This is a genomic window from Pirellulales bacterium, from assembly GCA_035533075.1.
Taxonomy (GTDB): Bacteria; Planctomycetota; Planctomycetia; order Pirellulales; family JAICIG01; genus DASSFG01.
Genome location: DATLUO010000167.1, coordinates 1 through 23846 on the forward strand (window position 1 = coordinate 1; position 23846 = coordinate 23846).

Annotated in this window: 10 protein-coding genes; 3 read left to right on the top strand and 7 right to left on the bottom strand. The window is 65.7% G+C overall.

From position 1 onward, the window contains the following. Positions 1-1721 (bottom strand): aspartate--tRNA ligase (gene aspS / locus VNH11_20645; GenBank protein HVA48787.1); only part of this gene is annotated, 1721 nt, incomplete at its 3' end. Between the two features lie 94 nt (positions 1722-1815). Here aspS and cutA point away from each other — a divergent pair. Continuing rightward, on the top strand, positions 1816-2145 hold the full coding sequence (gene cutA / locus VNH11_20650) for a divalent-cation tolerance protein CutA (protein ID HVA48788.1): 330 nt from the start codon (positions 1816-1818) through the stop codon (positions 2143-2145). A 137-nt stretch (positions 2146-2282) separates the two neighbouring features. On the opposite strand, the gene VNH11_20655 is transcribed toward cutA, so the two are convergent. Continuing rightward, positions 2283-3206: a hypothetical protein gene (locus VNH11_20655; protein HVA48789.1), complete on the bottom strand. Its 924-nt coding sequence runs from the start codon at positions 3204-3206 to the stop codon at positions 2283-2285. A gap of 9 nt (positions 3207-3215) precedes the next feature. Further along, entirely contained in the window at positions 3216-3800 is a 585-nt protein-coding gene (locus tag VNH11_20660) for a hypothetical protein (protein HVA48790.1), read from the bottom strand. A 100-nt stretch (positions 3801-3900) separates the two neighbouring features. Here VNH11_20660 and VNH11_20665 point away from each other — a divergent pair, with 100 nt between their 5' ends. Then, positions 3901-5406 carry a S1 RNA-binding domain-containing protein gene (locus VNH11_20665; GenBank protein HVA48791.1) on the top strand — a complete coding sequence of 502 codons (1506 nt, stop codon included), beginning with the start codon at positions 3901-3903 and terminating at the stop codon, positions 5404-5406. A gap of 44 nt (positions 5407-5450) precedes the next feature. Here VNH11_20665 and VNH11_20670 read toward each other — a convergent pair whose 3' ends face one another. Together VNH11_20670 and VNH11_20675 are read right to left on the bottom strand one after the other, a co-directional pair. Next, the gene (locus VNH11_20670) at positions 5451-6740 is read right to left on the bottom strand and encodes an NAD(P)/FAD-dependent oxidoreductase (protein ID HVA48792.1); all 1290 of its coding nucleotides are present in this window, start codon (positions 6738-6740) and stop codon (positions 5451-5453) included. Continuing rightward, entirely contained in the window at positions 6737-6919 is a 183-nt protein-coding gene (locus VNH11_20675) for a hypothetical protein (GenBank protein ID HVA48793.1), read from the bottom strand. Before VNH11_20675 ends, VNH11_20670 begins: the two co-directional genes overlap by 4 nt. Positions 6920-7127: 208 nt before the next feature. On the opposite strand from VNH11_20675, the gene VNH11_20680 reads away from it, so the two are divergent. Beyond that, complete coding sequence (locus VNH11_20680) at positions 7128-8267, top strand: hypothetical protein (protein HVA48794.1); 1140 nt, start codon at positions 7128-7130, stop codon at positions 8265-8267. 67 nt (positions 8268-8334) lie between these two features. On the opposite strand, the gene VNH11_20685 is transcribed toward VNH11_20680, so the two are convergent. After that, positions 8335-9837, bottom strand: a complete 1503-nt coding sequence (locus VNH11_20685; protein ID HVA48795.1) for a rhamnulokinase family protein — start codon at positions 9835-9837, stop codon at positions 8335-8337. Positions 9838-10138: 301 nt separating this feature from the next. Next, positions 10139-23839: a hypothetical protein gene (locus VNH11_20690; protein HVA48796.1), complete on the bottom strand. Its 13701-nt coding sequence runs from the start codon at positions 23837-23839 to the stop codon at positions 10139-10141. Between the last annotated feature and the right edge of the window lie 7 nt (positions 23840-23846).

Consider the following 23846-nt stretch of genomic DNA (forward strand, 5'->3'; position numbering starts at 1 on the left):
GGGCTGGGGGCCTCGGTCATCAGGTCGGTCGCTTTCTGAGTCTTGGGGAAGGCGATGCAATCGCGAATGTTGTCGAGTCCGCCAAACAGCATCACAAAGCGGTCGATGCCCAAGGCGATGCCGCCGTGCGGCGGGGCGCCGTATTGCAGCGCGTCGAGCAAAAAGCCGAACCGCTCCTGCGCATGCGCCGGATCGATACCGAGCAAGCCAAACGCCTGCTGCTGCACCTGGTTGTCGTGAATTCGGACCGTGCCGCCGCCGGCCTCCGACCCGTTGATCACCAGGTCGTAGGCCTGTGCCCGGCACTTGCCAGGCTCGCCGGCCAGCATGGCCAGGTCCTGCGGCCGCGGCGCCGTGAAGGGATGGTGCATGGCCGCCCATGTGTTTTCTTCGGCGTCCCAGGCGAACATGGGAAACTCGACGACCCACGAAAAGTGCATCGTGCCGGGCTTATAGAGCTTCAGCTCCTCGCCGAACCGCTTCCGCAAGGCATACAGTGCCTTGCACGTCACCTCGAAGGTGTCGGCCACGAACAGCAGCAAGTCGCCCGGTGCGGCTGCCAGCCGTTCGCCGATCCGTTTCAGCAGATCGGGGGCGAAGTTCTTGGCCGTCGGCGAAGCGAGCGCGCCGCCTTCTTCGACCTTGAACCAAACGAGGCCCTTGGCCCCGAAGTTCTGCTTGACGAACTCGGTCAGCTCGTCGATCCCCTTGCGAGAGTAGTTGGCCGCGGCCTGCCTGGCATTGATGCCCCGCACGCGCTTGCCAGAATCTGCGGCTTCGCGAAATACGCGAAACTCGGCCTCGGCCGCCAGGTCGGTCACGTCGATCAACTCCATGCCGAACCGCAGATCGGGCGCGTCGTGGCCGAAACGCTCCATCGCCTCGTCGTAGGTCATGCGCGGCAGCGGCAGTTTCACCTCCAGGCCCAGAATCTGCTTGGCCAGCCGCTCGACCAGTCCGTCGATGATGCCCATCACGTCGTCGGCATTGACGAACGACATCTCCAGGTCGAGCTGCGTGAATTCGGGCTGGCGGTCGGCCCGCAAGTCTTCGTCGCGAAAGCAACGGGCGACCTGCACATAGCGGTCGTAACCGGCCACCATCAGAATCTGCTTGTAGAGCTGCGGCGACTGGGGCAAGGCGTAAAACGAACCGGGATGGACGCGGCTGGGCACGAGGTAATCGCGAGCGCCTTCCGGCGTGCTGCGGCCCAGCATGGGTGTCTCGACGTCGATAAAGCCATGCTCGTCGAAGTAGTCGCGCATGGTCTTGATAATGCGGTGTCGCAGCAACAACGTCCGCTGCTGCACGGGGCGGCGCAGATCGAGATAGCGATATTTGAGCCGCAGGTCTTCGCCGGGCAGCTCCTGAGCGCCCGGCTGAAAGGGTGGCGTGAGGCTTTTGTTGAGCACCTGCAGGCGTTTTGCCCGCAGCTCGATCTCGCCGGTCGGCAATTCGGCGTTGGTCGTACCTTCGGGCCGTCGGGCGACGGCGCCGGTCACGGCGATCACGAACTCGCTACGGAGCGACTTGGCCAGTTCCTGCACGTCGGCCCCCGATTCCGGCGCGAAGACCACCTGTATCCGGCCGTAGCGGTCGCGCAGATCGACGAACAGCAGTCCCGCGCCGTGGTCGCGATAGGAATCGACCCATCCGCAGAGGGTCGCTTCTTCGCCGACGTGCTTTGGCCGCAGCTCGCCGCATGTATGAGTTCGGATCAACGCCAATCTCCGTAAAACCTCGCCCGTTTGATAAGCCAAGTATTGTAAAGAGAAGCGTGGCAAGCCGCTAGGTTCACAGTACAATACGTGACCGATGACCGACTACATCCAGGTTCTGACGACGACTCCCAGCAAGGAAGCGGCCCAGTCCATCGCCGACGCGCTGCTGCGGGCGCGGCTTGCCGCGTGCGTGCAGATTGTCGGGCCAATCGAGAGCCGCTATTGGTGGCAAGGGAAGCTTGAGGCCGCCGAGGAGTGGCAATGTCTCGTCAAGAGCCGTTTGGATCTGTATGCCCGGTTGGAAGAGGCGATTCGCGGCCAGCATCCTTACGAAGTGCCTGAGATCATCGCCACACGCATCGAAGTCGGCAGCGCGGCGTACTTGGATTGGCTGGAGCGGGAGCTGGGAGCAAAGGATGAATAAGGGCTCGCGCATACGTGCAGAATCAGTCCGGTACAATGCTGGTGAGATATACTACACGCGGGCAGAAACGAGACATTTGGCCGACAACACCTGGCCGCGATCGCTCGCAGCCGAGTGGGGTTCGAAGTAAGCACACGCTACCGTTCTTGCTCGGCATTGCCTTCAGTCCCAGCGGCGTCGGCTTTGTCGTCGGCGTCGCCCCGCGGTGCGGCGGGCACTTCCGTAGCCGGCTCCGCGGGTGGCAGAAAGTCCGGCTCACTCGGCCCGCCTACGACGTGATAAAGAATCATGCCCAAGATGCCGAGCACGACGACCACCGCCGCCGTAATCGACCATTTCAGCGCCGCCTGGTTCAATTGTTCGGCCCTGTGCCGCCTCCGCTCCGTCTGCTCCTCTTTGAATTCGAGGCTGTCTTCATAGCGCAAACGGAACTGCGTGCCGCAGATCGGGCAAAGCACTTCCTGGTCGAGCATATCGGTCGGCGTTTGCAGCTCGTGACCTTGCGGACAAGGAATCCGCACGATGCGCGGCTCTTTGGGTTCTTCGGCCGCGGGAGGCTGCTCGGCCGGCGAGGGGGCAGGTTCCGGCGCGGCGGACTGCGCGGGTGGCTCGGTCTGAATCGTGGGAAAGTCGTGAGCCGGCTCGGCGGGAAAGGCCGGCGCCGCGGGACCCGCGGCCGGCGCAAATGGTCCGGCCACAAACGGTTGCTCCGGCGACGGCGGTCCGTAGCCCGGCGCGGGCCACGCCGGCATTACGGGTCCAGCGCCAGGATAGCCGGGCGCAGGCCCAGGGTAGGAGGCGGGCGGATACATCGGCGAGTAGCCGGGCGGCATCGCTTGCCCATAGCCCGGCATGGCCGCCGGTCCGTATGCGGGCCAGCCCGCGGGAGGCATTTGGCCGGGCATCGGCCCCTGCGGCATCATGCCGCCCGGCACCGTGCCCCCAGGCATCATCGGCACGACGAACACGCTGCCGCACATCGGGCATTGGCTTTGCTGCCCCATTTGCGACTCGTGTCCCTCCAGCAGATGTCCCTGGGGGCAGTAAAACTGAAAAGGCATAGTTCCAACTTATCGTGGGCGGCCCGGCGAACAAGCTCGCTGGAAGCAGTATCCGAACAACCCCCACCACTCGCGCTGCTGGATTTGCCGGCAAAGCATAGCGCCACTCGCCCGGCCCGTCGCCGCCGCCTCGCAAAAATCAACAAATCGGAAGCTGTCCCAACTTGACTGGGTGAGTAACAATTGTGAAGCCGGGTCGCTGGTTCCTTGGGCCAGCTCTTTGGCCACCCGAGTCAGGTCGGACCCGATCGTGTGGTCGCCCACGCGGCGAAACCAGTATTTGGCGTTGACGTAATCCGGCTCGCGGCGATGTAGAATAGCATGCCAGTAGCTTCCTTCGATGGTGGAAATCTCCTGGCTGATTGAATGTGATTCGTCGAAAAAATCGTGATACAGCCAAAGTCCCGCCAGACACGCCGAGGCCATTGCGCGGTCGGCAATCTTGTTTTCAAAGAGCTGCTCGACCGAAAGCCCGGCCAGCCGGCCGCGCATCGGCAGATTCGGTTCAACAAAGCAAAGCTCGTTCAACCGCAAGGGCCAGAGCAAACCGTCGATCTTCTCGCCGAACGAGGGCGGAATAAATGAATTCAGCATCGGCCTCTTCACTACCAACGTTGCGAACCCGCTGATAAACTAACATCTTTTCAGCACCACTGCACCGCCTTTTTCACAACCTCCATCCTCCTGGCTGAGAATGACCAGCGAATCTTCTGAACCGTTGTCGCCGTCCACGCACCCCGTCGCCGACTCCTCTGCTCCGCACGTCGAAACCGGCGGCGTTTTCCCTACCCCGGAGTCGCCCGGCAACTCGCCGCCCGGCAACGCCGAGGATACGGGCCAAACGCACGAATCGCGATCGCGCGGCGGTTCGAAGCTCCGCATCGGCTCGCAACGGCCGGGCAGCCCCAAAGTGAAGGCCCGCCCGCAGGTGCCCTCGGTCGAAACTCCTTCCGGCGCGAAGGTCGCCGTGCCGAACATTCGCGAGCGGCTGCCGATCGAGCTGGAGCTGGAAGTCGAAGAGGCGCTGGGCGGCATGTCGCTGGAGGAAGTGATCGAGCCGACCACCGCCGGTACGTCGGCCGGGGAGCTTTCGCCCGAAAGCCAGCATCGCGGCCGCATCGCGTCGATCCATCGCGACAATGTGTTCGTCGATCTGGGCGGCCGCAATCAGGGCGTATTGTCGTTGCGGCAATTTCCCGTCGCGCCCGAGGTCGGCACCGTAGTCGAAGTGATCGTCTCGCGTTTCGACGCGGAGGAAGGTCTCTACAACTTGTCGCTGCCGGGGGCCGCGGTCGACGTGGCCGACTGGTCGGACCTGGCCACCGGCATGGTGGTGGAGGCCAAGATCACCGGCCACAACAAGGGCGGACTGGAGTGCGAGGTGAATCACATTCGCGGCTTCATTCCGGCCGGGCAAATCTCGTTGTTCCGCGTCGAGGACCTGGCCCAGTTCGTCGGCGAGTCGATGACCTGCGTGGTGACCGAGGCGAACCCCGAACGCCGCAACCTGGTGCTCAGCCGCCGCGCCGTGCTCGAACGCGAAAAGGCCGAGGCCAAGACCAAGCTCATGGCCGAGTTGGCCGAAGGCCAGGTGCGCGAGGGCGTGGTCCGCAGCTTGCAAGACTATGGCGCGTTCATCGACTTGGGCGGCGTCGACGGGCTGCTGCACGTCAGCCAGCTTTCCTGGCAGCGCGTCAAGCATCCCAGCGAAGTGCTGCAAATCGGCCAGCCGATCAAGGTGAAGATTCGCAAGATCGACGCCGAGAGCGGCAAGATCAGCCTCGCCTTCCGCGACCTGAGCGAAAACCCCTGGACGAGCGCTCCGCAAAAGTATTTTGCCACCAGCACGCACGAAGGCACGGTCAGCAAGATCATGGATTTCGGAGCGTTCGTGGAGCTGGAGCCGGGCGTGGAAGGGCTGGTTCACATCTCCGAGCTTTCGCACGGGCGTGTGTTCCGCGTCGGCGACGTCGTTTCCGAAGGTCAAAAGGTTGAAGTGAAGGTTCTTTCGATCGATCCCGAGCAACAGCGGATCAGCCTTTCGATGAAGGCCCTGCAAGCCAGGCCCGAAACAAAGAAGGCCGAACAGGGCGTCGAGGAAGAAGAGCCGCCTCCTCCGCCCTTGCCGAAGCAAAAGGGTCCGCTCAAGGGCGGTCTGGGCCGCGGCGCCGGCGGCGACAAGTTCGGGCTGAAGTGGTGAATCGTGTAGGGTGGACCGGCGCTCGCAAGCTCGATGGCCCCACGCTACGTCTCGTCACTGATCTTCTCCGCCGCCAACCACCCGGTGCTGAACGCGGCCTGAAAATTGTAGCCGCCGATGGGGCCGTCGAGATCGAGCACTTCGCCCGCGAAATAAAGTCCCGGCACAATGCGGCTCTGCATCGTGCGCGAATCGACCTCGTCCAACGAAACGCCGCCGGCCGTCACCTCGGCTTTCTTGAACCCTCGCGTGCCAGTCACGGCAATCGTGCAACGTTTGACGGCCGCCAGGCAACGTGCCCGTGCCTCGCGGCCCAGCTCCGCTGCTCTACGGTCCGCCGAAAGCCCGGCGTTGGTCAAAAGCGCATCGGTTAATCTCCGCGGCAAGAGCGAGGCGAGCAGTCCGCCAATTTGCTTTTTGCCGGCCGCCGCGGCTTCGCTTTTCAACCGTTCATCGAGTTCGGCCTCGCTCACGGCGGGCAAGAAGTCGCAAACGAGCCTTAGCGATCGCGGTTGGGGATGCCCGCTGATGACCCGGCTGACATCGAGTGCCACCGGCCCGGAAAGACCAAAGTGTGTAAACAGAAACGAGCCGCGCCGCTCGGCCAAGCAATCCGACGTCTTGTTCTTCTTGGCAGCGAACGGCGCTGCGTCACTTGGGTTGGTCTCGACGACGCGCACTAGCACGTCGGGAATCGTGACGCCCTGCAGAGAGCGCACCCATTCGGCATCGGTCGTGATGGGCGTGAGCGCGGGCCGTGGCGGCACGATCGTATGACCGAACTTAGCGGCCCAGGCATAGCCGTCGCCGGTCGTGCCCGATCCAGGATACGATTGTCCGCCGGTGGTGATGAGCACTTTTTCGGTTGTCAATTTGCGTTTTCCAGTAGTAAGCACGAACCCGCCTGACTCCATCGCTTCCAGGTCGATCAGCGGCTCTTCCAACGTCAGCGTGCAGCCGCTGCGGCGCAGCCGGGCCAGCAGGGCGTCGAGCACGTCGGACGCCCGATCGCTGACGGGGAAAATCTTGCCGGTATCTTGTTCGATCTTCGTGGCCACGCCTTCGGCCTCAAACAGATCGACCAGGTCTTGCGGCGATAGAGCGGCCAGGGCGGAGTGCAAAAAGCGGCCCGGCGGGCCATACTCGCGGACAATGCCACGGCGATCGGTGGCATGCGTGAGATTGCAGCGCGTTCCACCCGACATGAGGATTTTGATGCCCGGCCGCCGGTTCTTTTCCAACAGCAAGGTGCGTCGGCCCAGTTCCGCCGCCCGCGCCGCCGCCAACAGCCCCGCCGCTCCCGCCCCAACGACCGTCACTTCCCAATCCATCATCGGCGATAGACCTCCGGCATCTTGGGCGCCAGCAATCGATTGTGCGGTCCATCCCACGGCTCGTTGAAGTCATATTTCTCGGAGAGCGCTTCCTGGGTGCTCGACGCGAACAACGAGGCCGTGCGATACATCTCGTTGAAGTCATATTTCTCGGAGAGCGCTTCCTGTTCGATTCGCATGGTTCCATTGTCGTTCGACTCCGCCTTCATCCTATCAATAAGCGAATGGCCGTTCGAGCCGCGGCCTCGGGTAGGCCGCGGACCTAGGGCGGGACGGGTGGGCCCGCGCTTGCCAGCTCGCTGGTCCCACCCTACGCACTTGACGAGTCACCCGGCACGGGCCAGGATCGATCGAATACGAGCCACCACATCACCTGGGCAATGTTTGATGCGCCGGTTGTCCTTACTCGTCGCCGTCATCCTGCTGCTGAGCGGTAGCCCCGCGGCGGCCTGCCCGTTTTGTACGACGTTGCGACCGACGATCGCCCAGCAGTGCGATCGGGCGGAACTCGTCTTTCTGGGCGAGTTGGTCGAGGCCGAGGGTGCGTCGTGGAGGCTTCGGGTGTACCGTGCCATCAAGGGTCTCGCTGGCGGCGAAACCAAGCGAACCATTACCATCGTGCCGGCGCGGAACGGTGAACATGCGCCGCGGTCGGGAACGCTGCTGCTGGCCATTGGCGCACGCCGGTCCGCAACTTCGCCGGCAAAACCGTCGTGGACGACGATCGCGCTGAATGAAGCGAGCTACGCCTATGTGGCTCGATCGCCACCGCTCGATACGCCGGTCGCGGAGCGATTGGGCTATTTCGTTCGCTATCTGGAACACGCCGATCCTCTCATCGCCGAAGACGCGTATTTGGAATTCGGGCATGCCCCGTTCGACGAGATCGCTCGCCTTGCCGGCCGCCTGCCGATCGATCGCTTGCGTGACTGGATCGACGATGAATCGGTTCCGCCGCCGCGGAAGGGTCTGTATGGGCTACTCTTGGGCCTGGCCGCGGCCGCACGGGAATCCCCGGAGATCGCCGACGACTTCTGGCGCTGGATTAGCGCGCCGGCGAACGATTTTCGCAGCGGTTTCGACGGCATCCTCGGCGGCTACCTGTGGGTCGGCAAAGAGGCGGGCCTGCGGCGGCTGGAACGGCGTTATCTCGATCGCGAGCAGGCGGCCATGGGCGACCTGCGACACTTGATGACGGCGCTGCGTTTCTACCACGACCATGGCCACGGCATTCCGGCCGCGGAGCTGACGAAAGTCTACCGTCGCTTTCTCGATCAACCCGCATTGGCCGCCGCGGCCCTGGCCGACTTGGCACGGTGGCAGGACTGGGCATCGCTCGAGCGGGTGACGCTGCTTTTTGGTCGGCCTGGCTATACCGACGCCGCCACCGAGCGGGCGTTGATCGGTTATCTGCTGGCCTGTCCCCTGCCGGAAGCCGGCCGGCAAGTGGCGCGATTGCGACAGCTCGTGCCCGAACGCGTGGCGGAAGCTGAGCGGCTGCAAGTTGAATCGGACGCGAAGCGGTAGGCGGACCTGCGCAAAGTTCCGCGAGCGTGATCCGAGGCGTCGGCCACCCAAGCTCGCTTGGGCCGTCTTATGGCCCCCCAACATCGTCGAGCAACCCCACGAACCGTTCGTAGGCTTCATTCCATAGCGACGCTTGCCGCGGCCCGTAGCGAGCAATCGGAAAGCTGCGGCGGACGATCTCGCGGGCCTCGCCGATCGAGCCGATCGCTCCCGAGGCAATCGCCTGCATCAGCACGTTGCCGATGGCCGTGGCTTCCACCGGGCCGGCGACGACCGGGCGACCGCAAGCATCGGCAGTGGCCTGACACAGGGCGCGGTTTTGCGTGCCACCGCCCACCACGTGGATGGTCTCCAGTCGGCTGCCCACCAACTTTTCCAGGCCCGACAGCACATAGCGCGATTTCATGGCCACGCTTTCGATCGCCGAGCGGACGATCTCGCCCACCGAGTCAGGGACGTGTTGGCCCGTGCGGCGGCAAAACTCCCGGATGGCCGCCGGCATGTCGCCCGGCGACTGAAACGACTCGTGATCGGGATCGACCAGCGCCGCCAGCGGCCGGCTTTCTTCGGCCTGGCGGGTGATTTCTTCCCACGTCTGGTCGCTGCCCGAATCACGCCACACGCGGCGACACTCCTGCAACAGCCACAGTCCCGTGATGTTTTTCAACAGCCGCACGGTTTGCCCGACGCCGCCTTCATTCGTGAAGTTGAGCGCCAGGCAGTCGTCGTTGATCACCGGTTGCGGCAGCTCGACGCCCATCAAGAGCCAAGTGCCGGAGCTGATGTAACACCAGTCCGGCGCATCGCCGCTGGTTGCCTCAGCGGGCACGGCCAGCACGGCGCTGGCCGTGTCGTGCGTGCCGGGCAAGACCACGTCGACGCCGGCCAGGCCGGTGTCTTTGGCCACCTGCGGCCGCAGCGGGCCGAGCCGTGTGCCCGGTTCCAGCACCTCGCCCAAAAGGCGCGCGGGCAGGTCGAGCCGTGCGAACAAATCGGCGGCCCAGGTCCGCCGCGTCGGGTTGAAAAACTGCGTGGTGGTGGCGTTGGTAAACTCATTTCCCTTGGCGCCGGTGAGCAGCCAATGAAACAGGTCGGGCATCAACAGCAGCGACTCGGCCACGTCGAGCAGCGGCGATCGCTGTGCCCGCAGCGACATGAATTGATAGAGCGTATTGATCGGCATGAATTGCAGGCCGGTCTGGGCGAAGATTTCTTTGCGTCCGACGCCGGCGATGGCCTGGTCCATCATGCCGCCCGTGCGCGGGTCGCGATAGGAGTGCGGGTTTTCCAACAGCGCGTCGCCGCGCGCGAGCAGGGCAAAATCGACGCCCCAGGTATCGACGCCCACGCTTTCGACGGCCTTCAGCCGCGAGCCGGCCAGCCGCAGGCCGTCGCGCACGTGCGACCAAAGCCCGAGCACGTCCCAATACAGGCTGCCGGCCGCTTCCACCGCCCGGTTCTCGAAGCGGTGCAGCTCCTCGACGCGCAAGCGCTGGCCGTCGAAGAATCCCGCCAGCACGCGCCCGCCCGAAGCACCGAGATCGACCGCGAGATACGTCTTTTCCGCCATCGTTGATTTACCTGGCATGTCGCGAGGAAGTCAGACCATGACCGGCATTATAGGAGGGAGACGTAGGGTGGGACCAGCGAGCTTGCGAGCGCCGGCCCACCGTGGGAAAGGCGCCAGGCTTTAGGCTTTAGGCTTTAGGCTTTAGGCGATAGGCGTTGGGCGATAGGCGTTGGGCGTTGGGCGTTGGCGTTCATCATTCCTAACGCCTAACGCCCATCGCCTAAAGCCTCCCCACGGGTGGGCCGGCGCTCGCAAGCTCGCTGGTCCCGCCCTACGGTCGAATCCAAGAACCACAATCCAATCACGCCGTGGCGCGGCTGTAATACTCGCTGCCCGCCGGTTGGCCGGCGATCATCAGGATGAGCTGTTCATCGGTCATGCCGTTGTTCATCGCAGACCCAAATGCGGCCAGGGCACCGGAATCGGCAGCGCGCCCGAGCAATTTACTGAAGTCGCTTTCGATCACGTCGGCGTGGTATTCTCCGCCCGACAGAATGGTGGCGGCAATCTGCGTGGGCGTGGCGCCGGTAGCCATGAGTTCGAGGAACCAACTCAGCGCGGCGGCGTCGATATCGCGGCCGAGCGCGTCGCGGAAAAGGTTTTCCAAGAAAGTGGCGTTCTTGCCGCCGCTGCGGCCCTGAACGTATTCGTTGGAGCCGATCAGTATGGCGGCAAGCTGTTCGACGGTGCCGCCCGACTCCAAAAACAGGATCCCGTAGTTGAGTCCACCTGCGTCCGCGCCGCGGTGCAGATAGCGCTGGAACACTTCGTTCACTTCGATCGCGCGATATTCGTAGGAGTTTTCCAGCGATTGTACGAGCTGCGCGACCGACATGCCCTGGACCAAAGCATTGGTCCAATAGGCGACGGCCCCCGCATCGACGTCGCGCCCCAGCAAATCGTAGTACAGCGCCGAGATCAATCGCTGCTCGGCGGTCCCGCGGGTGCCGTCGGGCAAGAGCGGCGCGTAAATGTGGGCGGTGTCGTTGACCTGGCCAATGACCGCGCCCGCGACCGACGCCGTCACCGTCACCGCGTAGTTGCCCAACCGGCTGTAACCATGACTGCCGGTCACCTGGTAGCCGTTGCCTGTGGCGACGACGGTGCCCGTCGTGGTCGTGCCGTCGCCCCAGTCGATTTCCGCGGCAAAGCTACCGGCCGGGAGGCTGTTGTTGCCGTAACTGAAACCGGCCAAAACGGCATGGTCGATGCTCGCGCCTTCGTAGCCGGTCGCCGAGCTGCCGTTGACGACGACGGTCGCGGCCACCACGTCGATCGTACCGCTGACGCCGCCGATCGCCGCGTCGTTGATATCCGTCGCGGTGACCGTCTGCTGGCCGACCGTCTTGAGCACGACCGTAAAGGTGCCCACACCGCCGTCGATCGTCGCATCGGACAGCACCGCCGCCGGATCGCTGCTGGTGAAGTGAACCGTGCCGCTGTAGTTGCCGATTGAATTGCCGTTTTGATCGACGGCCTGCACGGTGACGCTCAATGCCGCGCCCGACCGGGTGACGGTCGAACTGCTCACGATGAAATGCGTCTGGGCCGCCTGCACCGACACAATGCCACTCGCGCCGTTGATGGAACCACTGACCGTGTCGGCGATCGACAGCGTCTGGCTGCCGACGGTGTCCAAGGTCACGCTGAAGACGCCGACGCCCGCGTTGGTCCCGGCGAACGTGTAATCATTCGGCAGAATCCCCGCCGCCGTGCTGGTGAAATGGACGGCGCCGACATAACCGCCGGCCGTGTTCCCAAAAGCATCGAGCGCGGTGACGGTGATATTGAACGCCGAGCCCGCGGTGACGCTGGCCGGCGCACTGATGGCAAAGTGCGTGGCCGCGGCCGCCGCCGTGGCGATGATGCCGCTGGTGCCCGCGATCGAGCCGCTGACCGTATCGGTGGCGGAGACCGTCTGATTGCCGGCCGTCTTGAGTGTGACGTTGAACGTGCCCAGGCCGCCAGTCAGGGTGCCGTTTGCCGGCAGGGCGGCCGCGCCGTCGCTGCTGGTGATGTGGACGGTTCCCGCGTAACCGGTGGCCGTGTTGCCGTAGGCGTCCAGCGCCGTGACGCTGACGTTGAACGCCGAGCCGGCCGTGGCGTTGGTTGGCGCGGTGACCGTAAAGTACGTCGCGGCGGCGGCCGAGGTGTCGATCGGGCCGCTGGTGCCGGTGATCGTGCCGGCGACCGTGTCCGTGGCCGTGACCGTCTGATTGCCTGCGGTCTTCAACGTGACGCCGAAGGTGCCCATGCCATTGGTCAAGGTGTTGTTGGCCGGCAGAAGGGCCGCCCCGTCGCCGCTGGTAATGTGGACGGTGCCCGCGTAGCCGGTGGCCGTGTTGCCGTAGGCGTCGAGCGCGGTGACCGTCACATTGAAGGCCGAACCCGCGGTGGCGTTGGCCGGCGCGGTGACCGTAAAGTGCGTGGCCGCCGCCGCCGTGACGTCGACGGCGCCGCTGGTGCCGGTCACCGAGCCGCTCACCGCGTCGGTGGCCGTGACGGTCTGGTTGCCGGCGGAGTTCAGTGTGACGCTGAACGTGCCCACGCCGCTGTTCAAGCTGCTGTTGGCGGGAAGGAGTGCGTCGGCGTCGCTGCTGGTGAACTCGACCGTGCCCAAGTAGGCCGTGGCGATGTTGCCATACTGGTCGAGCGCGGTCACGGTGACGCTGATCGGCGAGCCGGCCGTGGCGGTGGCGGGCGCCGAAACCGTGTAATGTGTGGCGGCGGCGGCACGTGTGGCCACGGTGCCGCTCGTGCCCGCGATCGACGGCGTGACGGTGTCCGTAGCCGTGACGGTCTGGTTGCCCGCGGTCTTGAACGTTACGCTGAAGACGCCGGTGCCGGCGGTCAAGGTTGAAGTGGCGGGCAGCACCGCGTCCGCGTCGGTGCTGGTGAAGGCGACGGTGCCGGCATAGCCGGTGGCCACATTGCCGTATTGGTCGCGGGCCGTGACGGTCATGTTGAAGGCCACGCCCGCCGTGGCCGAGGCCGGCGCAGTCACTGTGAGGCTGCTGGCCGTGGCCGCGGTCGTGGCAACGGCCGAGCTGGTGCCGTTGGTCGAGCCGCTCACGGTGTCGGTGGCCGTGATCGTCTGATTGCCGCTGGTCTTAAGCGTGACGCTAAAGCTACCCGTACCACCGCTCAGCGTGCTATTGGCCGGCAGCACGGCCTGGCCGTCGCTGCTGGTGAAGTGAATGGTGCCGGCATATCCGGTGGCCACGTTGCCGAAGGCGTCGATGGCCGTGACGGTGATGTTGAACGACATGCCCGCCGTGGCGTTGGCCGGAGCGGTGATCGTGAAGTGCGTGGCGGCGGCGGCGGCCACGTCGATGGCGCCGCTGCCACCGGCGATCGAGCCCGTAACGGTGTCGGTGGCGGTGAGGGTCTGGTTGCCCGCCATCTTCAAGGTGACGCTGAAGGTGGCGGTGCCGGCGTTGCCGCTGCCAAACGTGTAGTCGCTCGGCAACAGCGCGGCGGTGTCGCTGCTGGTGAAATGGACGGTGCCGGTGTAGCCGGTGGCCGTGTTGCCGTAAGCGTCGAGCGCGGTGACGGTCACGCTGAAGGTGTTCGAGGCGGTGACATTGGCCGGCGCCGCGATCGCGAGGTGCGTGGCGGCGGCGGCAGAAACCGCAATCGCTCCGCTGGTGCCTGCGATCGAGCCCGTTATCGTGTCGGCGGCCGTGATGGTCTGGTTGCCGGCCGTCTTCAGCGTGACGCTGAACGTGCCGGCGCCATTGGTCAAGGTGGTGTTGCCGGGCAACACCGCCGCGCCGTCGCTGCTGGTGAAGTGGACCGTGCCCGCGTAGCTGGCGTCGGTGTTACCAAAGGCATCCAACGCGGTGATGGTCACGTTGAACGCCGAACCGGCCGTGGCCGTGGCCGAGCTGCTGACGGAGAAGTGCGTGGCCGTCGCGGCGGTGGTCGTGATTGTTCCGCTCGTTCCCGTGATGGACCCGCTGACCGTGTCGCTGACGCTCACGGTCTGGTTGCCTTTGGTCCGCAGGGTGATCGAAAACGTGCCCGTGCCGGAGGTCAACGCGCTGTTGGCCGGCAGCAGGGCGGCGCCGTCGCTGCTGGTGAATTCGATCGAGCCGGCGTAGGCGGTGGCCGTGTTGTTATAGGGATCGAGCGCGGTGACCGTGATGTTGAATGCCGAGCCGGCGGTGGCGCTGGCCGGCGCGCTGACGGAGAAGTGCGTGGCCGTCGCCGCGGTGGTGCCGATCGAGCCGGTGGTGCCGGCGATCGAGCCGGTGACCGTGTCGGTGGCCGTCACGGTCTGATTGCCGGCGGTTTTCAACGTGACGCTGAAAGTGCCCACGCCGGCATTGGCACCGGAAAACGTATAGTCGGCTGGCAGCGCAGCCGCGCCGTCGGTGCTGGTGAAATGCACGGTGCCCGTATAGCCTGCGGCAACGTTGCCGTAGTTGTCCAGCGCCGTGACCGTAAGATTGAACGAGAGGCCCGATGCGGCGGTGGCCGGGCCGCTGACGGTGAAATGCGTCGCCAACGCGGGCGCCACGGCGATCGGGCCGCTCACGCCGCTGATCGAGCCGCTGACGGTGTCGGTGGCCGCCACGGTGCGGCTGCCGGCCGTCTTCAGCGTCACGCTGAAGGTGCCCGTGCCGTTGGTTAATGTGCTGTTGCCCGGCAGTCCTGGCGCGCCGGGATCACTGCTGGTAAAGTGGACCGTGCCGGAGTAGCTGGTGGCCGTGTTGCCGTAGGCGTCAACCGCGGTGACCGTAATGTTGAAGGCCGAGCCAGCGGTCGCGTTGGCCGGGGCACTCACGGAGAGCTGCGTGGCCGCCGCGGCCGCATTGGCAATCGGACCGCTCGTACCGACGATCAGATTGTTCACGACGTCGGTGGCCGTGACCGTCTGGTCGCCGGCCGTCTTGAGCGTGACGCTGAACGTGCCCACGCCGTTGGTCAAGGCGCTATTGGCGGGCAAGACCGCCGCCCCGTCGCCGCTGGAAAGGTGTACCGTGCCGCTGTAGCCGGTGGCCGTGTTGCCATACTGATCGAGTGCCGCAACCGTAACGCTGAAGGCCACACCGGCCGTGGCGTTCGCCGGGGCGGTGACCGTGTAGTGCGTGGCGGCGCCGGCCACGGTGGCGATCGTGCCGGTGGTGCCGGTGATCGACCCAGTGACGGTATCGGTGGCGGTGACCGTCTGGTCGCCGGCCGTCTTGAGCGCGACGCTGAACGTGCCCACGCCGGCCGTCAAGGTGCTGTCGGCCGGCAGCGCGCCCGCCGCGTCGCTGCTGGTGAAGTGGACCGTGCCGGTGTAACCCGTGGCGGTGTTGCCGTAGGCGTCGCGGGCCGTGACCGTAATGTTGAACGCCGCGCCGGCCGTGGCGCTCGTCGGCGAGCTGAAAGTGTAGTGCGTGGCGGCGGCCGGCGACGTGCTCACGGCGCCGCTCGTTCCGTCGATCGAGCCGGTCACGCTGTCGGTGGCCGTCAGCGTTTGATTGCCGGAAGTTTTCAACGTCGCACTGAACGCTTTCGTGCCCGCATCGCCGGAGGTCAACGTGTAATTGGCCGGTAACACGGCCTGGCCGTCGCTGCTGGTGAAGTGGACCGTGCCGGTGTAGCCGGTGGCCGTGTTGCCGAATTGGTCGAGCGCGGTCACCGTGATGCTGAACGCCGTGCCGGCCGTGGCGTTGACCGGGGCGCTGACCGACAGGTGGGTCGCGGCCGCTGCCGCATCGGCAACCGTGCCGCTGGTGCCGGTGATGGAACTGGTGACGGTATCGGTGGCCGTCAACGTTTGGTTGCCCGCGGTCTCCAATGTCATGCTGAAGGTCGCCACACCCATGTTCGCGCCGGCAAACGTGTAATTGCCTGGCAGTACCGCGGCGCCGTCGCTGCTGGCAAAGTGAACGGTGCCGAGATAGTTCGTGTCGATATTGCCGTAGGCGTCTTCCGAAGTGAGCGTGACATTGAAGCTCGTGCCCGCCGTCGCCGTCGAGGGGCTGGTAAACACGAACTGGCTGGCCGGCGCGGCGACCGTCGCAATCGTACTGGTGGTGCCGTTGATGGAGTTGTCGCTGGTGTCGACCGCGGTAATGGTTTGCGATCCGGCCGTCTCCAAGGTGACGCTGAAGGTGCCGACGCCGTTGGTCAGGCCGCTGTCGGCCGGCAGCACGGCGGCGGTGTCGCTGCTGGTGAAGTGCAGCGTTCCCGAGTATCCGGTGACGGTATTGTTGTATTGGTCCTCGACGGTCACGGTGATGTTGAACGCGGTGCCGGCGGTCGAGTTCGCCGGGGCGCTGAAGACAAAGTGCGTGTTGCTGGCCGGTGCCGTCGCAATCGTGCCGCTGGTGCCGGTGATGGCGCCGCTCACGGTGTCGGTGGCCGTGACGGTCTGATTGCCGGCCGTCGTCAGCGTGACGCTGAAGGTGTGCGTGCCCGCATTGGCGGCCAAGAAAGTGTAATCGCCGGGCAACACTGCCGATCCATCGCTGCTCGTAAAGTGGACGGTGCCGACGTAGTGGCTGTCGACGTTTCCGTAGGGATCGAGCGCGGTGACGGTGACCGTGAACGCTGCGCCCGCGAACGTGCTGACGGGCGCGACGACCGAAAAGTGCGTGGCCGGAGCGCCCACGGTGTCGATCGTTCCGCTGGTGCCGGTGATTGAGCCGGTGACCGTGTCGGTGGCCGTCAGCGTGCGATTGCCCAGGGTCTTCAGAGTCACGACGAACGTTTGCACGCCGTTCACCAAGGTGCTGTCCGCGGGCAAAACCGCCTGACCATCGTTGCTGGTGAAGTCGACCGTGCCCGCATAGCCGGTGGCCACGTTGCCGTAAGCGTCGCGTGCGGCGACGGTCACATCGAAGGCCAGCCCGGCCGCGGCGCTCACGGGAGCCGATACGCTCAGGTGCGTGGCGGCCGCCGCCGACGTGGTGATGGCGGCGGTGCTGCCGGTGATCGAACCCGTCACCGTGTCGGTGGCCGTGACCGTCTGGCTGCCGGAGGTGAGCAAGGTGACGCTGAAGGTGCCGGCGCCATTGGTCAACGTGCTGTTGGCGGGCAGGGTGGCCGCGCCGTCGCTGCTGGAAAACTGCACGGTGCCGGCGTAGGCGGTGGCCGTGTTGCCGTAGGCGTCGAGCGCCGTGACCGTAATGTCGAATGAGCTGCCCGCCGTGGTGCTGGCCGGAGCGGTCAGCGAAAAATGGGTTGCCGTGCCGGCCACGGTGGCGATCGTGCCACTGGCACCGGCAATCGAGCCGGTGACGGTATCGGTGGCCGAGACCGTAAAGTTGCCGGCCGTCTTCAACGTCACGCTCAGCGTTTCCACGCCGGCGTTCCCGGAGCCGAAGCTGTAGTCGGCGGGCAGGGTCGCCGCCGCATCGGTGCTGGTGAAATGGACCGTGCCGGCGTAGCCGGTGGCGACATTGCCGTATTGGTCGAGCGCGGTCACCGTAATGTTGAAGGCCGTGCCGGCCGTGGCATTGGCCGGCGCACTGACGGAGATGTGCGTGGCGGCAGCCGCGGCGGTGGCAATCGTATTGCTGCTGCCGGCGATCGAGCCGCTGACCGTGTCGGTGGCCGTGATGGTCTGGCTTCCGGAGGTCTTCAAGGTGACGCTGAAGGTCCCCACGCCGCTGCTCAGTGTGCCGTTGGCGGGCAAGGCGGCGGCGGCGTCGCTGCTGGTGAAATGCACCGTGCCGCCGTAGCCGGTGGCCGTGTTGCCGAACTGGTCCAGGGCGGTCACCGTCACGTTGAACGCCGTGCCCGCCGTGGCAGTGGTCGGGGCGCTCACGGTAAAGTGTGCGGCCAATGCCGCCGACGTGGCAATGGTGCCGCTGGTGCCGGCGATCGAGCCGGTGCTGGTGTCGGTGGCCGTCACGGTCTGGTTGCCCGAGGTCTTGAGCGTCACGTTGAAGGTATGTGCGCCCGCATCGCCCGGCACGAACGTGTAGTTGGCGGGCAGGACCGCCTGAGCATCGCCGCTGGTCAAGGTCACCGTCCCGGTATAACCGGTGGCCGTGTTGCCGTAGGGGTCGAACGCGGTCACCGTCACGTTGAATGCCGTGCCGGCCGTGGCATTGGCCGGCGCGCTGACGGTAAAGTGCGAAGCTCCGGCGGGCGACGTGACGATCGCGGCACTGTTGCCGGTGATCGAGCCGGTCGCCGTGTCGGTGGCCGTGACCGTTTGGTTGCCCGCCGTCTTCAGCATCATGCTGAAGGTGGCCACACCGGCGTTGGCCGTTGAGAACGTATAGTTTGCGGGCAAAACGGCGGCGCCGTCGCTGCTGGTGAACTGGACCGTGCCAACGTAGCCGGTGGCCACATTGCCGGAAGCGTCCAGTGCGGTCACCGTCACGTTAAAGGCGCTGCCGGCAGTTGCGGTGGCCGACGCCCCCACGGCAAAGTGCGTCGCCGCGCTGGGCGCCACGGCGATCGCTCCGCTCGTGCCATCGATCGTTCCCGTAGTGGTGTCGGTGGCGGTCACCGTCTGATTGCCGGCCGTCTTGAGCGTGACGCCGAACGTGCCCACGCCGCTGGTCAGTGTGCTGTTGGCCGGCAACACCGCGCTGCCGTCGCTGCTGGTGAAATGCGCGGTGCCGGCGTAAGCGGTGACGGTGTTGCCGTAGCCGTCAAGTGCGGTCGCCGTGATGTTGAAGGCGTTTCCAGCGGTGGCCGCGGCGGGCCCGCTGACGGCGATGTGCGTGGCCGCCGCGGCGGCTACGGCCACGCTGCCGCTGGTGCCTGCGATCGTGGCAGTGACGGTATCGGTGGCGGTGACCGTTTGATTGCCCGCCGTCTTCAGCGTGACGCTGAATAGGTGGACTCCCGCGTCGCCGGCGACGAAGGTGTAGTTGGCGGGCAGTGCCGCCTGGCCGTCGCTGCTGGTGAAATGCACCGTGCCGGTGTACCCGGCAGCGGTGTTGCCGTAGGCATCGAAGGCGGTGACCGTGACGTCGAACGCCGAACCGGCGGTGGCGGTGGCCGGCGCGCTCACCGTAAAGTGTGTGGCCGTCGCGGCGGCCGCGGCGATGGTGCCGCTGTTTCCGGTGATCGAGCCGGTAACGGTATCGGTGGCGGCGATGGTCTGGTTGCCGGCCGTCTTCAGCGTGACGCTGAACGTGGCCACACCCGCGTTGCCCGCGCTGAAGGTGTAATCGGCCGGCAGCACGGCCGAGCCGTCGGTGCTGGTGAAGTGGATTTCGCCCGTATAGCTGGCGGCCGTGTTCCCATACTGGTCGAGCGCGGTGATGGTGACGGTGAACGGTGTGCCCGCCGTGACGTTGGCCGGCGCGCTGACTCCCAAGTGCGTGGCGCTGGTAACGGTCAAAATGCCGCCGCTGGTGCCGGCGATCGAGCCGGTCACGGTGTCGGTGGCGGTGATCGTCTGAGTGCCCGACTTCTTGAGCGTTACGCTGAACGTGCCGACGCCATTGGTCAGCGTGCTGTCGGCGGGTAGGACGGCGCTTGGATCGCTGCTGGTGAAGTGGACTGTGCCGGCATAATCGACGGCCGTGTTGCCGTAGGCGTCGAGCGCCGTGATCGTGACGCTGAACGGTACGCCGGCGGTGGCGCCGGACGGCGTGCCAACCTCAAGGTGCGTGGCGGCGGCGTTGCCGGTGACGACGCTCGCACTCGTGCCGGTGATCGAGCCGGTCAGGGTGTCGGTGGCGGCAATCGTCTGGCTGCCGCTCGTCTTGAGCGTCGCGCTGAACGTCTTGACTCCGGCATCGCCCGCGACAAACACGTAGTTGCCGGGCAAGGCGGCCGCGGCGTCGGTGCTGGCAAACGCGACCGTGCCGGTATAGCCGGTCGCCGTGTTGCCAAACTGGTCGAGTGCGGTCACCGTGAAGTTGAACGCCGTGCCGGCGGTGGCCGTGGCCGGCGCGACCACGGTGAAATGCGTGGCCGCGGCGGCATCGGTGGCTATGGCGCCGCTGGTGCCCGTGATCGTGCCCGTCACCGTGTCGGTGGCGGTGACGGTCTGGTTGCCGGAAGTCTTGAGTGTCACGCTGAACGTGTCGACGCCCGCGTTACCCGCGCCGAAGGTGTAGTCGCCCGGCAAGATCGCGGCGCCGTCGGTGCTGGTGAAGTGGACTGTGCCGACGTAGGCGGTGGCCGTGTTGCCGTAGGCATCGAGCGCCGTGACGGTGACGTTGAAGCTCGTTCCCGCCGTGGCGCTGGCCGGCGCGGTGACCGACAAGTGCGTCGCCGAAGCGGCCGCCACCGCGACGGAGCCGCTGGTTCCGGTGATCGTGCCCGTCACGGTATCGGTGGCCGTCACTGTTTTATTGCCCGACGTCTTGAGCGTCACGCTGAAGACGTGTGCGCTCGCGTCGCCGCCCACGAAGGTGTAGTTGCCGGGCAGCACCGCCTGGCCGTCGGTGCTGGTGAAGGTGACCGTGCCGGTATAGCCGGTGGCCAGGTTGCCGTAAGCGTCCTTGGCGGTGACCGTGACGTCGAACGACGTGCCGGCCGTGGCGGCGGCCGGCACGCTGACGCTCAGCGTGGTCGCCGAGGCAGCCGAAAGGGCAATCGCGCCGGTCGTTCCGGTGATCGTGACGGTCACGGTGTCGGTGGCCGTGACGGTCTGGTTGCCCGCCGTCTTGAGCGTAACACTGAGGGTGTGAACGCCGGCATCTCCACCGACAAACGTGTAATTGCTGGGCAGCACGGCCGCGCCATCGGTGCTGGTGAGTTGGACCGTTCCGGTGTAGCCGGTGGCCGTGTTGCCGTAAATGTCCTTGGCGGTAATCGTGACGTTGAACGAAGTGCCGGCCGTCTGACTGGCGCCGGCGATGACCGTCAAGGTTGTGGCCGAGGCGGCCGATACGTTTACGTCGCCACTGGTGCCGCTGATCGTGCCCGTCACCGTGTCGGTGGCGGTGACGGTCTGGTTGCCGGAAGTCTTGAGTGTCACACTGAACGTGTCGACGCCCGCGTTACCCGCGCCGAAGGTGTAGTCGCCCGGCAAGGTCGCGGCGCCGTCGGTGCTGGTGAAGTGGACTGTGCCGACGTAGGCGGTGGCCGTGTTGCCGTAGGCATCGAGCGCGGTGACGGTGACGTTGAAGCTCGTTCCCGCCGTGGCGCTGGCCGGCGCGGTGACCGACAAGTGCGTCGCCGAAGCGGCCGCGACCGCGACGGAGCCGCTGGTTCCGGTGATCGTGCCCGTCACGGTATCGGTGGCCGTCACTGTTTTATTGCCCGACGTCTTGAGCGTCACGCTGAAGACGTGTGCGCCCGCGTCGCCACCGACGAAGGTGTAGTTGCCGGGCAACACGGCCTGGCCGTCGGTGCTGGTGAAGGTGACCGTGCCAGTATAGGCGGTGGCCATGTTGCCGTAAGCGTCTTTGGCGGTGACCGTGACGTTGAACGACGCGCCGGCGGTGGCGGCGGCCGGCGCGCTGACGCTCAGCGTGGTCGCCGAGGCGGCCGAAACGGCAATCGCGCCGGTCGTTCCGGTGATGGTGCCGGTCACGGTGTCGGTGGCCGTGACCGTCTGGTCGCCGGCCGTTTTCAACGTCATGCTGAAAACATGCGCCCCGGCATCTCCACCGACATACGTGTAATTGCTGGGCAGCACGGCCGCGCCATCGGTGCTGGTGAGTTGGACCGTTCCGGTGTAGCCCGTAGCCGTATTTCCGTAAGCGTCCCGGGCGGTGACGGTGACATTGAACGACGTGCCGGCCGTCTGGCTGGCGCCGGCCGTGACCGATAACGTCGTGGCCGCGGCGGCCGAGACGGTCACGTTGCCGCTGGTGCCCGTGATCGTGCCCGTGACCGTGTCGGTCGCCGTGATGGTCTGGTTGCCGGCCGTTTTCAGCGTCACACTGAACGTTTGCGTGCCGGCATTACCGCCGCTGAAGGTGTAGTTGCCCGGCAGCACCGCGGCGCCGTCGCTGCTGGTGAACGTGACGGTGCCGAGATAGTCCGCGATCGTGTTGCCGTAGGCGTCCTGGGCCGTCACGGTGAGATTGTTGAAGGCCGTGCCGGCCGCCGCGGTGGCGGGAGCGCTCACCGCGAATTTCGAGATCGACGCCGTCGATACCGAAACGGCGCCGCTGGTGCCGGTGATCGAACCGGTCACGGTATCGGTCGCCGTGACTGTCCGGTTGCCGGCCGTCTTTAGCGTCACGCTGACGGTCTTGGTGCCGGCGTCGCCACTGACAAACGTGTAGTCGCCGGGAAACACGGCCTGGCCATCGGTGCCGGTGAAATGCACGGTCCCTGAATAACCGGTCGCGACGTTGCCGTAGGCGTCATAGGCCGTGACGGTGACGTTGAAGGCCGTGCCGGCCGTCGCGCTGGCCGGTGCGCTCACCGTCAATGTCGTCGCCGAGGCGGCGGCGACGGCGACGGTGCCGCTGGTACCGTTGATCGAGCCGGTGACGGTGTCGGTCGCGGTCACCGTCTGGTTCCCGGCGGTTTTCAGGGTCACGCTGAAGGTTTTGCTGCCGTTGTCGCCGGCCACGAACGTGTAGTCGGCTGGCAGCACGGCCTGGCCGTCGCTGCTCGTGAAGTGGACCGTACCGGTATAGCCGGCGTTGGTGTTGCCGTAGGCGTCTTTGGCCGCGACGGTAACGTTGAAGCTGGTGCCGGCCGTGGCGTTTGCCGGGGCGCTGACCGAAAGGTTCGTCACGGCCCCCGGCGAGGTGACGATCGTGCCACTCGTGCCGCTGATGCTGCCGGTGACCGTGTCGGTGGCGGTGACCGTCTGGTTGCCGGAGGTCTTTAGCGTGACGGTGAAACTATGGACGCCGTTGTCGCCGCTCACATACGTGTAATTGCTCGGCAACACGGCCTGGCCGTCGGTACTTGTGAAGTGGACGGTGCCGGTATAGCCCGTCGCCGTGTCGCCAGACGCGTCTTCGGCCGTGACCGTCACATTGAACGACGTGCCCGCCGTCGCGCTGGCCGGCGCGCTGACGACGTACTTCGAGGCCACGACGGCTGTCGCGATCGAGCTGGAAGTGCCGGTGACGGTGCTGTCATAGACATCGCTGGCGGTCACGGTCTGGTTGCCGACGGTTTTCAGCGTGACGCTAAAGGTGTGTACGCCGGCATCGGCGGTCGTGAAGGTGTAGTTGCCGGGCAGCACCGCGGCGCCGTCGGAGCTGGTGAAATGCACGGTGCCTGTATAACCGGCGTCGGTCGAGCTCGAGGCCGTTTCGGCGGTGACCGTAACATTAAACGCGGTGCCGACCGCGGCGTTGGCTGGCACGGAACTGAACACGAGATGCGTCGTCGGGTCGGCCCGATAGGTGGCGATACCCGCGGCGTATGGAGCTGACCAGTTTAATGTGCCGTTGGCGTTGTAGCCACCAGTCGAGGAAACAATCTCAAATTCCGGCTCGATGGTTACGTCGCCCGAACCGTTCGAAGTACTGACGCCTGCGGCTCCGTACCATCCGCTGCCCGCCGAAAACGAATCGCTGGTCGTACCGGTTTTTCCAACGGCGCCTTGCAGCAACTCGCTGGCTTGTGATGTCGTGGACGTGCTGCCGGAGGAGGGATTCGAGCTACTCCCCGTATTCGTGCTTGTCTTGTCTAGCGCCGTGGGGGCCAGCAAACCATCAAATTCGCCGGCCACCAACGCCTTGGCGGTCGTGGTGCTGGGAAACGAAACGGTGATCGTGCCACCGACCGGGATCTCCGCCACGCCGTTCGACGAAAAGATCAGTGTCCGGACATTTCCGGAGTTGTCGACGTCGACGTCCTTGGTGTACGCATTGCCGGCGCTGTCGGAGGCGGTCACGGTGCCACTGACGCCGGACATGGCCATGAGGATGAACACGCTGTGGCCCGCCCCCACCGCGGTGCTCACGGTCATGGACAGGCTGGTTTGCCCCGACTGCCACTGTGTGACAGACCCGATTTCTTGAATGCCGGTGATGGCCTTCAGCATCCGGCGATCTTCGAGCCACTCGAAGCCGAGGTTGTTCTTCTTGCGCCGCGCGCGGCGCGGCGCAGCCTTGCGCTTCTCGCGCGAGGCTGGACTGAACCAGCGTTCCCAGAACGTGGAAAACAACATTACAGCA

Excerpts from the sequence above, each read along its gene's own strand:
- cutA (HVA48788.1), top strand. The coding sequence starts at position 1,816 with ATGACCGACTACATCCAGGTTCTGACGACGACTCCCAGCAAGGAAGCG.
- VNH11_20655 (HVA48789.1), bottom strand. The coding sequence starts at position 3,206 with ATGCCTTTTCAGTTTTACTGCCCCCAGGGACATCTGCTGGAGGGACAC.
- VNH11_20660 (HVA48790.1), bottom strand. The coding sequence starts at position 3,800 with ATGCTGAATTCATTTATTCCGCCCTCGTTCGGCGAGAAGATCGACGGT.
- VNH11_20665 (HVA48791.1), top strand. The coding sequence starts at position 3,901 with ATGACCAGCGAATCTTCTGAACCGTTGTCGCCGTCCACGCACCCCGTC.
- VNH11_20670 (HVA48792.1), bottom strand. The coding sequence starts at position 6,740 with ATGATGGATTGGGAAGTGACGGTCGTTGGGGCGGGAGCGGCGGGGCTG.
- VNH11_20675 (HVA48793.1), bottom strand. The coding sequence starts at position 6,919 with ATGCGAATCGAACAGGAAGCGCTCTCCGAGAAATATGACTTCAACGAG.
- VNH11_20680 (HVA48794.1), top strand. The coding sequence starts at position 7,128 with ATGCGCCGGTTGTCCTTACTCGTCGCCGTCATCCTGCTGCTGAGCGGT.
- VNH11_20685 (HVA48795.1), bottom strand. The coding sequence starts at position 9,837 with ATGGCGGAAAAGACGTATCTCGCGGTCGATCTCGGTGCTTCGGGCGGG.
- VNH11_20690 (HVA48796.1), bottom strand. The coding sequence starts at position 23,839 with ATGTTGTTTTCCACGTTCTGGGAACGCTGGTTCAGTCCAGCCTCGCGC.